We start from the raw sequence: 13,081 nt of genomic DNA, 5'->3' as shown, positions 1-13,081 counted from the left end.
CACGACGCGTAGGGATGCCGGGGGTCGCGGGGCGCCGCGCCGAACGCTCCGGCATGGAGTCGCTCCCCAGGTCGGTGTAGAGCCAGAAGCACGGCAGCACGGCGGCGATCAGTGCGGCGTAGTCGCCGCCGAACGCGACCGCGCGCAGATGGTCGAGGTAGGCGATCGTCGCCGGGGCCGGCTCGGTGGCGAAGGTGGCGCCGCTCACCCCGGTCTCCGGTGTCAGCCACGACGCGTGCAGCTCCAGCTCACCGCGGATCGCACCGTGCGCGGCCTCGGCCCAGAACGCCTGCTCGTCGGGGGTCGGGGCGAGGCGCGACGCCTCCGCGAGCACCCTGGCGTACTCGCGGAGGTACAGGGCGTCCTGCGCGAGGTAGAAGACGAAGGCGTCGCGGTCGAGCGTCCCGTCGGCGAGCGCACGTACAAAGGGCAGCGCATCGATGTCGCGGCGGATCGCGGCAGTCTCATCCCACCAGGCCACGGCCACCTCTTCCGGTGTCGGCCGGGGTCTCGACCCCGCCGCGCGCCCAGAGCCCTGCGAAGGGGTGGATCGGGCCGTGCCCTCGCCCGACGTCCAGGTCGTCGGCCGCGCGGAGGGACTCCCGCAACCAGGCGCGCGCGGCGCGGACCGCGGTCGCGGGATCGTCGCCCCGCGCCAGTCGTGTGGCCAGAGCCGCGGACAGCGAGCAGCCGGTGCCGTGGGTGTTCTCCGTCCGGATGCGCGCCCCGGGGAACTCCGTGTGCGTACCGGCTGCCGTGTCGATCAGGGCGTCCGGTGCCTCGTCCCCGGGCAGATGCCCGCCCTTCACCAGCACCGCGGTCCCCGTATCGGCCGACAGCTCCTGCGCCGCGGCGAGCGCGTCCGCCCAGCCCGCCACCTCGCGCCCGCGAGGACGGCGAGTTCGGCGAGGTTCGGGGTGACCACGGTCGCCAGGGAGAGCAGGCCCCGCAGCTCGCGCTCTGCGTCCGGATCGAGCAGTCGGTCTCCCGAGGTGGCGATCATGACGGGGTCCAGCACGACGATCGGGGGCTGCGTCGTCCGGAGCCAGGCGGCGACCGTGCGGATCACCTCCCCGTCCGCGAGCATGCCGATCTTCACGGCGTCGATGCGGATGTCGTCGGCGACAGCGTCGAGCTGCGCCCGCAGGAACTCCGCGGGAGGGACATGCACGGCGCGGACGCCCTGCGTGTTCTGCGCGGTCAGGGCTGTGAGGGCTGCCATGCCGTAGCCCCCGTTCGCGGCGATCGCCTTGAGATCGGCCTGGATGCCCGCACCTCCGGACGGATCGCTGCCGGCGATGCTGAGCACGTGCGGCACCGCCCGTGCGAACCAGTGTCGCCGGAAGGCCGCGGCGGCGGCCCGGGGGTCCTCTGCCGCGCACAGCGCCGAGACCACCGCGATCCCGGACGCGCCGGCCTCACGCAAGGCCGCCGCGTCCTCCAGGTCCACCCCACCGATCGCGACGCACGGCAGCGGACTGCGCGCGACGAATGCGGCGAAGCCGTCGATGCCGAGCGGCGCCGGATGGTCGGGCTTCGTGCGCGTGGGGCGGATGACGCCGACCCCGAGGTAGTCCACCGTGCCCGGCGGCAGGGGCGGCGACCTCGTCGAGGTGCGCGGAGGTGTTTCGCCGTGAGCCCGATCAACGCCTCCGGGCCGAGAAGCTTGCGCGCGCGGAGCACCGAGGCATCCGCCTGGCCGAGGTGCACCCCGTCCACCCTGGCACCGCGACGACGGGCCTCGACGGCCGCATCGAGGCGATCGTTCACGACGAGCAGCGCGCGACCGTCGATGGCCGCGGACAGGGCGAGGAGCTGCTCGACGGTCTCCTCGTCCGTCGCCTTCTTGTCGCGCAGCTGCACGATGCGGACACCGCCGGCCACCGCTTCGCGGACGGTCGCGACCACCCCGCGAGCGCCGCACAGCGACCGATCGGTGACGAGGTACAGGGACAGGTCGACGGTCATCGGGCCTCCTCCTCGACGCGGGCGCGGGCGCGGAGATCCGCCGGGGTCACGGCGGACAGGGCGTCGAGCAGTGCGACGGCGAAGCTGCCCGGTCCGCGGGAGATCTCCGCCGCCTGCTCGGCTGCGACCGTGTAGACGAGGGTCGCCGCGGCCACCGCCGTCAGCGCATCTGTCGCGGAGCCACGGGCCGCCCCGAGGAACGCCGCCATCACGGCGCCCAGGGCACACCCGCCGCCGGTCACCCGTGTGAGGAGCTCATGCCCGTTGGCGATGCGGATCACCCGCTCCCCGTCGGTGAGGAGGTCGACAGGGCCCGAGACGGCGACCACGGAACCGTACCGGTGGGCAAGGTCGTGGGCCGCCGCGGCAGCCGCCTCGGTCCCGTCCGTCGCGTCGACACCGCGGCCGCCACTGCTGTGTCCGGCCAGCGCGAGGATCTCCGACGCGTTGCCGCGGATGGCGGTGGGGCGCAGCGCGGCGAGCTCGTGCGCGAGCGCCGTCCGCACCGGGAGGGTGCCGATCGCAACGGGATCGAGTACCCACGGCGTGCCGGCGGCGAGCGCTCCCGCCACGGCCTCCCTGCTCGCCGCCCGCTGCTCCGGGGTCGGCGTCCCGAGGTTGATGAGAAGCCCCGAGGCGGCAGCGGCGAACGGCTCGGCCTCGCCGACGATGTCGACCATGGCCGGCGCCGCCCCGAGCGCCAGCAGCACGTTGGCGGTGAACCCCGTCACGACGGCGTTCGTGATGCAGTGCGTCAACGGCGGCGTGGCCCGGACCTCCTCCCGCAGCCTTCCCGCCGTGACGGCGAGGTCGAGGACGGATTGCGGACGCACAGGATCGCTCATCGGCGACATCCCTTCGCTAGTACGAACTAGATCAGGTTCGACGGGTGTGATCTCAGCCGCGGATGCGGCACCCCGTGTCACTGCCTCGCAGTCTAGCGAGCGAGGGCGTCGAGCAGCGCCCGCTCCTCCGTCCGCGTGAGTCCGGCGCGGCGCTCGCGGTCCACGCCCCGTTCGCGCTCGTCCGCTACGACATGCTCCACCGTCTCGTCGAGGGGGCGGAGCGGGCCCCCGCTGCGCCGGTACCGCGCATTCGAGCGGGTCATGAATCCGCGCATGTCGGGCGGCAGCCACAGCGGCAGCGAGCGCGGCCCCGCCCAGTACGCGACACCTTCGGCGACGAGGCGCTCCTCCGTGCCGACGACGACCGACCCGGCGTGCCCCGTGGCCGCGCGCACCGTCCGCAGCACGTCCTCGAGGTCGCGCACGTCGCCGATCGCGTTCACGGCACCGGTGACGGTGGCGGACACGACGAACGCGGCGACGTCCTCGACGTCGATGACCTGCGTCGTGCGCCCTTCGAGCGGTGGAAGCAGCACCGGCTCATCCAGGGCCCGGAGGAACGCCGCCGCCCAGTAGCCGAAGCGATCGCTCGGGTCGCCGTCGCCGACGATGAGGCCGGGCCGGACGAGGATGTGCGCGATCGCCGACGCCCGCCTGCACGGCATCCTCCGCCGCGACCTTCTGTCGCGCGTAGTCGTCGTCCTCACCGGCCTGCGCCGCCGGGTGCCGCGATGCCGACTCGTCGGTCCCGACCGTCTCGTCGTCGCGGTACACCGACATCGACGAGATGTACGTCCACCGAGCGGCACGGTCGCCGAGCGCACGGACCGCCCCGGAGACATGATCGGCGCGGGAGGAGACGTCGACGACGTGGTCCCAGTCCGTGCGCGACACGACGTCGTAGGCGGCCTCCTCATCGCGGTCCGCGAGAACGAGGGTCGCTCCCGGCGGCGCCGGGCGTCCGCCGCGGGCCAGGCAGGTCACGGTCGCCCCCGCCCCGAGCGCATGCGCGGCGATGCGCCCCGACAGCCATCCGGTTCCCCCGAGGATCAGAACATCCGTCATGTGCCCATGTCATCAGGATCGACGACTCGGGGGAAGGGCCTCCGCTCAGAGCGGAGCGGCAGGACAGGCCGTCACGCGAGTACAGGCGTCACGCGAGCGCAGCCCACCACGCGAGCACAGGCCATCACGCGAACACAGGCCACCGGCACTGCTGTCGCCTGATGCCGCGCGAGCGCCTGATCCCGCGCGGCCTCGGCGCCGTCGCGGAGGGCGGCCCCGAAGCGGTTAGGGGACGACGATGTCGTCGAGGCCGTCCAACACCGGGATGCTCCAGGACGGGTCCGGTCGCCAGTCGATCCACTCCCGATCGAACGGCCAGTCGCCGGCATGGAAAGACGCGATGGCCGCGACCGCGTGCCGCTCGATCTGCGCCGCCTGCGCGGCGGTCAGCCGCCCCTGGTCGACGGCGGCGACCAGCTCGTCCTCGTCCTTCATCGCCACGCGCCCGTCCTGTGCGATCTCGACGTCGAGGACGTGATCGGAGGTGTAGGTGGCACTGTCGGTGCGCAGGTGCGCGTTCTCGAGGTTGACGTACCAGCCGGCGAAGTCCCACGTCGTCCCGGTGGCCGCGCTCCAGAACAGCCAGACCGACCACGGCACTCCCGCGGGCGCGATGCGCAGGATGCCGTTGCCCCACCACTCCTCGACGATCCGGCGCCGGGGCTCCCGCCACCGCCGATCGAGCGGGACGGTCCGGATGCGCTCCCCGTCCCGCGTGCCCTGGCCTTCCTGCTGCGTCCCGGCGGCAAGCCACGCGACGAGACCGCGCTCATCGTCACGGACGACGCGCATGGGGGTGACGGTCGCTGCCTCCCCCGTGGTCCACCCCGGCTTGCGGTAGTGCCAGTCGAGCTGCGCACCCGGAGAGAGGAACGGCCCCTCCCCGAGCGATCGCGCTCCGGCGGGGACCGAGGGTGGCGTGGGCTGCAGGAGGAGGCTCGTCATCCGGCCACGCTATCGCGAGAGCGCACGGCTCCCCGGAAGGGGCCGTGCGCTCTCCCGGTCAGTCGCGGAGGGCGGCGCCGAAGCGCTCCGCGGCCACGGCAACTCCCGCCATCTTCGCTTCGGAGGCCTCCGCGGCGGTCAGCGTGCGGTCGTCGGCGCGGAAACGCAGGGCGAACGTCAGCGACTTCGATCCCTCGGGCACACCCTCGCCGCGGTAGTCGTCCACGAGCCGGACGGACTCCAGCAGGGCACCCGCGCCCTCCGCGAGAGCCGCGCGGACCTCGCCCGCCGGCACCTCGGCCGGGAGTGTGAGCGAGACGTCCTGCGTCGCGGCCGGGAACGTGGAGAGCGATGCCGCCACGATGCGTCCTCCGGCGAGCGTGAGCAGCCGGTCGAGGTCCAGCTCCAGCACGGTGGCGCGACCCGGCAGGTCAGCCTCCTCGGCGACGGCGGGATGCAGCTCGCCGACGTAGCCGACCTCCTCGCCGGCGGCGACGAGCGCACCGGTGCGTCCGGGGTGGAGCGCGGCGCGCTGCGTCTGCACGACGTCGATCTCGATGCCCGCCGCGGCCCCGATCACGCGGACCGCGTCGAGCGCCTCGACGAGCCCGGCGGCCTCGGCGGCACGACCCGGCTGGCGCGGCGACACGTTGCCGGTCAGCAGCACCGCGACGTGGCGCTCCTGCGGCGGGATGGAGGCGTCGAGCGCGGCGAGCACCTCATCCGACGGCCGGACGCCGAGCGGCGGGACCTCGGCGGTGCCGTACTCCACGCCCGGCTCCGGGACGAACACGGCGCCCGTCTCGAACAGCGCGAGGTCGGTGAGCCCGCGCGAGATGTTGCGGTGCGCGGTCTGCAGCAGACCGGGGATGAGCGAGCGCCGCAGGAACGGCACCTGCCCGTCGAGCGGGTTCGCGAGGCGGATGCTGGGCAGGTGCTCACCGGACGCGGAGCCGTGCAGATCGTTCTGCGCCTCGGTCGTGAACGGGAACGCCGGGGTCTCGACGAATCCTGCGGCGGCGAGAGCGTTCACCACGCGGCGACGCCCCTGCTGATGTGCCGTGAGACCGCGGCCGGACGGCGGCGTCGGCAGCACGGAGGGGATGCGGTCGAGCCCGTGGATGCGGGCGACCTCCTCGGCGAGTGTCCACTTGTCGGTGAGGTCGGGGCGCCAGGTCGGCGGGATGACCGTCCACCCGGAGTCACCCTGGGTCCCTGAGCCTTCGGCCTGGGTCCCTGAGCCTGTCGAAGGGCTGACCTCGGCCCCGATCGTCGTCAGCGCGCCGGTGATCTCGTCGTCGGTGTAGTCGACGCCGATCAGCCCCTGCACGAAGCCGCGCGGGAGCTCGATCTCGGCGACGAAGACCTCGGCGAAGAGCGCTCCGCCCTCCTCCGTGAGCGTGCCGCCGGCGAGCTCGACCATGAGGTCGGCTGCACGCCGGGCCGCGACGAAGGGGATCAGCGGGTCGACGCCGCGCTCGAAGCGCTTGGACGCCTCGCTCGGGAGCTTGTGCCGACGGGCCGTGCGGGCGATGGTCGTCGCGTCGAAGGTCGCCGCCTCGATGAGGACGTTCCGCGTGGTGTCGCTCATCTCGGTGGTGCCGCCGCCCATGACGCCGGCGAGGCCGATGGGACCGGAGTCGTCGGTGATGAGGAGGTCTTCGACGTGCAGCTTCCGCTCCACGCCGTCGAGCGTGGTCATCTTCTCCCCCGGCGTCGCGCGCCGGACGGTGATGCCGCCCGTGAGCTTGTCCAGGTCGTAGCCGTGCAGCGGCTGCCCGAGCTCGAGCATGACGTAGTTCGTGATGTCGATGAGCACACCCAGCGACCGCATGCCGGCGAGGCTGAGGCGCGCGATCATCCACGGCGGAGTCGGCCGCGACGGATCGACGTCGCGCACGACCCGGGTGACGAACTCGCTCGCGCCGACCTTGCCCCGCACCGGCGCCTGGTCGTCCACCACGGCGGTGTGTCCGGAGCCGGGCTGCAGCTCGGCGAAGTCACGCTCGGCCGGGTCGCGGAACGCCGCCCCCGTGGCGTGGGAGTACTCACGGGCGACACCGCGCACCGAGAACGCGTAGCCGCGGTCCGGCGTGACATTGATCTCCACCGCGACGTCGTCGAGGCCCAGCAGCGCGATCGCGTCCGTGCCCACGGGCGCATCGATGCCGAGGTCGCTCAGCACGACGATGCCGTTGTGCTCGTCGCCGAGCCCCAGCTCGCGCGCCGAGGCGATCATGCCGTCGGACACGTGGCCGTAGGTCTTGCGGGCGGCGATGGGGAACGGGCCGGGGAGGACAGCGCCGGGCAGGGTCACGACGACCTTGTCTCCGACGACGAAGTTGTGCGCGCCGCAGACGATCCCACGGACGCCGCCGTGCTCGGGGCCGACGTCCACCTGGCACCAGTTGATCGTCTTGCCGTTCGACTGGGGTTCCGGCTCGAGGGAGACGACCTGGCCGACCACCACGGGACCCGTGATGTCGAACCGGTGCACGTCCTCCTCTTCGAAGCCGACGGTCACCAGTGCCGCGAGGACGTCCTCGGGCGTGGCATCCGCTGCCAGATCGACGTACTCACGCAGCCACGAAAGCGGGACGCGCATCACACCACCATCCCGAACTGCTCGCTGAAACGGACATCACCCTCGGCCATGTCGCGCATGTCCTGCACATCGCTGCGGAACATCAGGCCCCGCTCGATGCCCATGCCGAACGCGAAGCCGCTGTACACCTCCGGGTCGATCCCGGCCGCGCGCAGCACGTTCGGGTTGACCATGCCGCAGCCGCCCCACTCGATCCAGCGCGCGCCACCCTTGAAGGTCGGGTGCCACAGGTCGAGCTCGGCGGAGGGCTCGGTGAAGGGGAAGTAGTTCGTGCGGAAGCGGGTCTTGGCCTCCGGGCCGAAGAGCTGCTTCGCGAAGTGGTCGAGCGTGCCCTTGAGGTGCGCCATCGTGATGCCCTTGTCGACGACCAGGCCCTCGAACTGCGTGAAGACCGGGAGGTGCGTGGCGTCGAACTCGTCGGTGCGGTACACGCGGCCCGGGCACAGCACGTAGATGGGGACCTCGCGGTCGAGCATGGATCGCACCTGCACGGGGCTCGTGTGCGTACGCATGACGAGGTGGCGCGACGTCGGGTCGACGTAGAAGGTGTCCTGCTCCTGGCGGGCGGGGTGATCGACGTCGAAGTTCAGGGCGTCGAAGTTGAACCACTCGTGCTCGAGCTCCGGCCCCTCCGCGATCTCCCACCCCATGCCGACGAAGATGTCCTCGACGTGGTCCTGCAGGAGGGCCAGCGGGTGGCGGGCGCCCACGCGCGTCCGCGACGGGACGGCGGTGATGTCGACGCGCTCGGCCTCCAGACGCGCGGCGACCTCGGCGGCGGCCAGCTCGGCCTCCTTCGCCGCGAGCGCCTGGTTCACACGACCGCGGCCCTGACCGACGAGCTTGCCGAACGCGGCCTTGTTCTCGGGGGCGACCTGGCGCATCGAGGCGTTCAGGACCGCGAGCGGCGATCCCTCCGCGACGTGCGCCGCACGGGCGGCTTTCAGCGCGGCGGTGTCGGCGGCCGCCTCGATCGCCGCGAGGGCGTCGGCGACAGCGGCTTCGACCGCTTCGGGTGTGATTTCCGGAGACTCTGACACGGGAGTCGAGTCTACCGGCGCGGGACGGGCGTCCCGCGCCGGTCGTGGCTCACACCGCCAGTCCGCCGGAGTTGTTGCTGTCGTGCTTACCGAGACCCCGCTGCATCACGATGAGCGACGTGTTCGTCTCGCCGTCGTGCTGGCGGGGGTCCGGCTCCACGGGACCGGCCTTGGCCGAGCGCTTGGCGCGGCGCTGCAGGCGGTAGGCGACGTAGGAGAGCACCAGACAGACCGCGACGTACATCGAGCCGCCGACGATCGCGGCGGGGATCAGCGGCGACCCGTAGGGCGCCTGGTTGCCGATCTGGTTGATGACGTAGAGCAGCTCCTGGTACGTGATGATGAAGCCGAGCGCGGTGTCCTTCAGGGCCACCACGAGCTGCGCGATGATCACGGGCATCATCGCCCGGACGGCCTGCGGGATCAGGATGAAGTACATGACCCCGGTCTTGCGCAGGCCGATCGCGTAGCCGGCTTCCTTCTGCCCGCGCGGCAGCGACTCGATCCCGGCGCGGAGCACCTCCGCCAGCACGGAGCCGTTGTAGACGATGAGCGCGATGACGACCGCGTAGTACGGGGGCATCCGGATACCGATCACCGGGAGGCCGTAGTACAGCAGCATCATGAGGATCAGGACGGGGATCGCCCGCATGATCTCGATGATCCACCGCACCGGTTCCCGCACCCAGGCGTGCTCGGAGAGGCGGCCGATGCCGAGGACGAAGCCCAGCACGATCGAACCGACACCGGCGACCGCGAAGGCGGAGAGCGTGCTGAGCAGCCCCTCCCCGAAGCGCACCCAGACCGCCGAGTACGTGAAGATGTTCCACTTCTCCGCGGAGAACTGGCCGGTGGCATACAGGCGCCAGACCACCCAGCCGAGCACGGCGAGGACGACGAGGATCGTGACGGCGCCGATAATCCGGTTGCGGGCGACGGCGCGAGGCCCGGGGACGTCGAACAGGACGGAACTCATCGCGCGATCCTCCACTTGTTCTCGAGTACGCGCTGCACCCAGCTCAGGAGCAGCACGAGCACGACGAAGATGACCATGACCCAGAGCAGCACGACGAGGGCGTTCTCGCCCCGCTCGCTGAGTGCCGCTCGGATCGTGCCGAGGTTGACCACCGAGAAGCCGGCGGCCACCGTGGTGTTCTTTCATGAGGGCGATGAGCACGCTCATGAGCGGCGGGACCACGGACCGCGTGGCCTGGGGGCAGCACGACGAAGCGCATGACCTGGCCGAAGTTGAGGCCGAATGGCCCGTGCCGCCTCCGCCTGTCCGACCGGCACCGTGTTGATGCCGGCGCGGATCGCCTCCGCGACGTAGGTGGCGGTGTAGATGCCGAGCGCGATCGTGGCGAGCAGCAGGGAGTTGACCCGCTCCCCGAGCAGGATCGGAAGGCAGAACGCGAAGAAGAACATCACCAGCGTGAGCGGGGTGTTCCGGATCCAGTTCACGTACACGGCGCCGACGCCGCGCGCGATCGGGACCGGGGACACGCGGGCCGCTCCGACGATGAGTCCGAGCACCACGGCGATGAGGCCACCGCCGAGGAACAGCGCGATGGTTCCCCACAGCGCTTCACCCCAGAGGTCGAGGTGGTCCGAGATCACTCCCACTGCTGTGCCTTTCGGTTCGTTTCCGCGTCAGGTCGACGCCGAGGAGGACGGGGGCGGCCGGTCGGACCGACCGCCCCCGCGAGATCAACCGACCGGGTCGACCTCGGGCTGCTCGGCCTTCACACCGGAGGCGCCGAGGTTGTTGTCGAAGATCTGCTGCCAGATGTCACCACCGTCGGTGAGCTGGGGTGTTGAAGTACTCGACGAGCGCGTCGTCGCCCTTCGCCACACCGATGCCGTAGCGCTCCTCGCTGAACGGCTCGCCGACGACCTTGAGGTTGTCGGGGTCCTGGGCCGCGTAGCCGATGAGGATCGCCTCGTCGGTCGTGACGGCGTCGACCTGGCCGTTCTTGAGGTCCTCGACGCACTTGGAGTACGTGTCGTACTCCTTCGTCTTCACCTCGGGGTAGTTCTCCTTGATGTTCTGGATCGGCGTCGAACCCGTCGCCGAGCAGACCGTCGTGGAGGAGTCGAGGTCGTCGACGCTCGCGATGTCACTGTCGGCCGCGACGAGGAGGCCCTGGCCGGTGACGAAGTAGGGACCAGCGAAGGCGATCTGCTCCTTGCGCTTGTCCGTGATCGAGTAGGTGCCGACGTAGTAGTCGATGTCGCCGTTGACGATGGCCTGCTCGCGGTTCGCGGAGGCGATCGCCTGGAACTCGATCTTCTCCGGGTCGACACCGAGGGATGCCGCCATCCAGCGGGCGATGTCGACGTCGAAGCCGGTGCGCTCGTTCGTCACCGGGTCGAGGTAGCCGAGACCGGGCTGGTCCTCCTTGACGCCCACCTTGACGGTGCCCGACGAGGAGATGCGGTCGAACGTGGGGCTCCCCTCGATCGTGACATCCTCCTCGATGGTCCAGGGCGTGCTGCTCGAGGCGTCGCCCTCGTCGCTGCCCGACGTGCCGGTGCTCGACGGCGTGCCGCTGTTGCAGGCCGTGAGCGCGAGCAGCGCCACCGTGGCGATCCCGAATCCGGCCAGTGTCCGTGTGCGTCGCATGTGCGTCTCCTTCGTGTGCTGTGCTGTGGGTGCTGGGTCTGGGAAGTCAGTGCGTGAGGAGCTTCGAGAGGAAGTCCTTGGCGCGGTCGCTCTTCGGGTTCGTGAAGAACTCCTCGGGCGTGGCCTCCTCGACGATCCGGCCGTCCGCCATGAAGACGACGCGGTCGGCCGCCTTGCGGGCGAAGCCCATCTCGTGGGTGACGACGATCATGGTCATGCCCTCCTGGGCGAGCTCGACCATGACGTCGAGGACCTCGTTGATCATCTCGGGGTCGAGCGCGCTCGTGGGCTCGTCGAAGAGCATGACCTTCGGCTGCATGGCCAGGGCCCGTGCGATCGCGACGCGCTGCTGCTGGCCGCCGGAGAGCTGCGCAGGGAGCTTGTTCGCCTGCTGCGCGACGCCGACCCGCTTGAGGAGCATCATCGCCTCGGCCTCGGCGTCGGACTTCTTCAGGCCACGGACCTTGATCGGGCCGAGCGTCACGTTCTCGAGGATCGTGAGGTGCGCGAAGAGGTTGAAGGACTGGAAGACCATGCCGACGTCGGCCCGCAGGTGCGCGAGAGCCTTGCCCTCCGCGGGCAGCTCCTTGCCGTCGATGCGGATGGAGCCGCTGGTGATGGTCTCCAGGCGGTTGATCGTGCGGCAGAGCGTCGACTTGCCCGAGCCGGAGGGGCCGATCACGACGACGACCTCCCCCGCGTTGACGGTCAGGTCGATGTCGCTGAGCGCCTGGAACTCGCCGTAGTGCTTCTGGACGTTCTCGACGACGACGAGCGGGGTTTCAGAGGTCATCATTTCTCCAAACTAGCCACGCGATGCGCGCGGTTCCAGGCACCACGGTGAGGTTTACACGTTCGTAATCACCTGATCGCAGCGCCAATGCATCCTCGCAGGGGCGCCCCCACGGCCCGCCCCCTCGGGCCGCGGATCGCCCTGCTGCCACGCTCCCAGCGACAGCAGGCAGCAGGTGTCCGATCGTGTGCGATCGACCTCACCTTGGCAGAGCGCGCCGACGCCTGTCAGGGATCTTGAGGATTTCTTGAGGGGGCGCCCGTCACCGGCGCAGGCCGCGGTAGTACTCCTCCGCACCGGGGTGCAGGGGCACCGGCCCGGTGAAGATCGCGGACCGCCGGTCCAGCAACGCTGCCGCCGGGACGTCGGCGGCCAACGTGGTGCGCGCCGCGAACAGGCCCGCGACGAGATCATGGACGACGCCGGGCGGGGTGCTTCCGGCGGTGACGAGGTAGTTCGGCACCGCCAACGTCATCACGGAGGCGTCGAGGCCGTAGGTGCCCGCGGGCACGTCGGCGGGCCGATACGCATGGGAGTACCGCTCGTTGACCGCATTGACCCAGTCCTGCTCGACCGGGAGCAGACGGACGTCGACGGTCTCCGCGATGTCCGCGATGCCGGGCGTCGGCAGCCCGCCCACCCAGAAGAAGCCGTCGATCTCCCCGCGCTCCATGGCGGCGATGGACCCGCCGAGGTCGAGCTGCGGATCGTCGATCGTATCCGCGGCCACGCCGGCGGCGTGCAGCACCCGGGTCGCGATCACGTTCACACCCCGAGTTCTCGGCCCCGAGGGAGATCGTCCCCCCGGCGAGATCCGCGAGATCGTCCAGAGCCGAGTCGTCGCGCACGACGATCTGCAGGTACTCGTCGTACAGGCGGGCGACCGCCTGTACGTCCAGCGGCTCGGCGAAGGCTCCCGTTCCGGCCACGGCATCGGCTGCGGCATCGCCCCTGCGCGAAGCCGAGGAGCGCCTCCCCCGCACTCACCCGCAGCAGGTTGTCGACCGATCCGGCGGTCTCCTCCGCCGTGAGATCGACGTCCAGCTCGCGCGACAGCTCGACCGCCAGGCGACTGCCGTAGTCGTGGTAGACCCCGGTGGGACTTCCCGCGGCGATCACGGCGACGGTGTCCGTCCATCCCTCGGAACGCGGACTGCACGCGCTCAACGCGACGGCCGTCACGAGCGCGAGCATCCC

Annotated in this window: 12 protein-coding genes, 5 pseudogenes and 1 riboswitch; all 17 genes and pseudogenes read right to left on the bottom strand. The window is 71.1% G+C overall.

The features are described 5' to 3' along the window. Positions 1-481: TenA family protein (locus AB1285_RS24960; protein WP_429978102.1), on the bottom strand; the 481-nt coding region annotated here is incomplete at its 3' end. Then, positions 465-815 carry a bifunctional hydroxymethylpyrimidine kinase/phosphomethylpyrimidine kinase gene (locus tag AB1285_RS24955; protein WP_429978101.1) on the bottom strand — a complete coding sequence of 117 codons (351 nt, stop codon included), beginning with the start codon at positions 813-815 and terminating at the stop codon, positions 465-467. The genes AB1285_RS24955 and AB1285_RS24960, both read right to left, overlap by 17 nt. Continuing rightward, positions 806-1,579 (bottom strand): bifunctional hydroxymethylpyrimidine kinase/phosphomethylpyrimidine kinase, encoded by a 774-nt coding sequence (locus AB1285_RS24950; protein WP_429978100.1) that lies wholly within the window; start codon positions 1,577-1,579, stop codon positions 806-808. The genes AB1285_RS24955 and AB1285_RS24950 overlap by 10 nt, the downstream gene beginning before the upstream one ends. A gap of 98 nt (positions 1,580-1,677) precedes the next feature. Then, positions 1,678-1,968 (bottom strand): annotated as a pseudogene (locus tag AB1285_RS24945) (thiamine phosphate synthase); the annotation flags it as partial. Beyond that, the gene (gene thiM / locus AB1285_RS24940) at positions 1,965-2,813 is read right to left on the bottom strand and encodes a hydroxyethylthiazole kinase (protein WP_370428503.1); all 849 of its coding nucleotides are present in this window, start codon (positions 2,811-2,813) and stop codon (positions 1,965-1,967) included. The pseudogene AB1285_RS24945 and the gene thiM, both read right to left, overlap by 4 nt. Continuing rightward, positions 2,805-2,898: riboswitch (TPP riboswitch) on the bottom strand. Its footprint overlaps the gene before it by 9 nt. 7 nt (positions 2,899-2,905) lie before the next feature. Next, on the bottom strand, positions 2,906-3,349 hold the full coding sequence (locus AB1285_RS24935) for a hypothetical protein (protein ID WP_429978099.1): 444 nt from the start codon (positions 3,347-3,349) through the stop codon (positions 2,906-2,908). Between the two features lie 4 nt (positions 3,350-3,353). After that, on the bottom strand, positions 3,354-3,878 hold the full coding sequence (locus AB1285_RS24930) for a hypothetical protein (protein ID WP_429978098.1): 525 nt from the start codon (positions 3,876-3,878) through the stop codon (positions 3,354-3,356). A gap of 225 nt (positions 3,879-4,103) precedes the next feature. Then, positions 4,104-4,823, bottom strand: a complete 720-nt coding sequence (locus AB1285_RS24925) for a DUF402 domain-containing protein (protein ID WP_370428501.1) — start codon at positions 4,821-4,823, stop codon at positions 4,104-4,106. Positions 4,824-4,881: 58 nt separating this feature from the next. Beyond that, positions 4,882-7,428 carry a phenylalanine--tRNA ligase subunit beta gene (gene pheT / locus AB1285_RS24920; protein ID WP_370428500.1) on the bottom strand — a complete coding sequence of 849 codons (2,547 nt, stop codon included), beginning with the start codon at positions 7,426-7,428 and terminating at the stop codon, positions 4,882-4,884. Further along, positions 7,428-8,468, bottom strand: coding sequence for a phenylalanine--tRNA ligase subunit alpha (gene pheS, locus AB1285_RS24915; protein WP_259955181.1), 1,041 nt, complete (start codon positions 8,466-8,468; stop codon positions 7,428-7,430). Before pheS ends, pheT begins: the two co-directional genes overlap by 1 nt. 49 nt (positions 8,469-8,517) lie before the next feature. Further along, a complete protein-coding gene (locus AB1285_RS24910; protein WP_268776865.1) occupies positions 8,518-9,444 on the bottom strand; it encodes an amino acid ABC transporter permease in 927 nt (308 codons plus the stop codon). Next, positions 9,441-10,091, bottom strand: a pseudogene (locus tag AB1285_RS24905) (amino acid ABC transporter permease). Before AB1285_RS24905 ends, AB1285_RS24910 begins: the two are co-directional and overlap by 4 nt. An 84-nt stretch (positions 10,092-10,175) precedes the next feature. Further along, positions 10,176-11,091 (bottom strand): annotated as a pseudogene (locus tag AB1285_RS24900) (glutamate ABC transporter substrate-binding protein). A gap of 46 nt (positions 11,092-11,137) precedes the next feature. Further along, positions 11,138-11,884, bottom strand: a complete 747-nt coding sequence (locus AB1285_RS24895; protein WP_060922536.1) for an amino acid ABC transporter ATP-binding protein — start codon at positions 11,882-11,884, stop codon at positions 11,138-11,140. A gap of 262 nt (positions 11,885-12,146) precedes the next feature. Next, the gene (locus AB1285_RS24890; protein ID WP_429978096.1) at positions 12,147-12,653 is read right to left on the bottom strand and encodes a TAXI family TRAP transporter solute-binding subunit; all 507 of its coding nucleotides are present in this window, start codon (positions 12,651-12,653) and stop codon (positions 12,147-12,149) included. Positions 12,654-12,735: 82 nt separating this feature from the next. After that, positions 12,736-12,813, bottom strand: a pseudogene (locus tag AB1285_RS24885) (hypothetical protein); the annotation flags it as partial. 94 nt (positions 12,814-12,907) lie between these two features. Beyond that, positions 12,908-13,078 (bottom strand): annotated as a pseudogene (locus AB1285_RS24880) (TAXI family TRAP transporter solute-binding subunit); the annotation flags it as partial. Between the last annotated feature and the right edge of the window lie 3 nt (positions 13,079-13,081).

The sequence above is a fragment of the Microbacterium sp. NRRL B-14842 genome, assembly GCF_050470785.1.
The sequence above is the reverse complement of the archived record's forward strand: the minus strand, read 5'-3'. Positions and strand labels throughout refer to the sequence as shown.

Coding starts and splice junctions, on each gene's coding strand:
- thiM (WP_370428503.1), bottom strand. CDS start 2,813: ATGAGCGATCCTGTGCGTCCGCAATCCGTCCTCGACCTCGCCGTCACG.
- AB1285_RS24930 (WP_429978098.1), bottom strand. CDS start 3,878: ATGACGGATGTTCTGATCCTCGGGGGAACCGGATGGCTGTCGGGGCGC.
- AB1285_RS24925 (WP_370428501.1), bottom strand. CDS start 4,823: ATGACGAGCCTCCTCCTGCAGCCCACGCCACCCTCGGTCCCCGCCGGA.
- pheT (WP_370428500.1), bottom strand. CDS start 7,428: ATGCGCGTCCCGCTTTCGTGGCTGCGTGAGTACGTCGATCTGGCAGCG.
- AB1285_RS24910 (WP_268776865.1), bottom strand. CDS start 9,444: ATGAGTTCCGTCCTGTTCGACGTCCCCGGGCCTCGCGCCGTCGCCCGC.
- AB1285_RS24895 (WP_060922536.1), bottom strand. CDS start 11,884: ATGACCTCTGAAACCCCGCTCGTCGTCGTCGAGAACGTCCAGAAGCAC.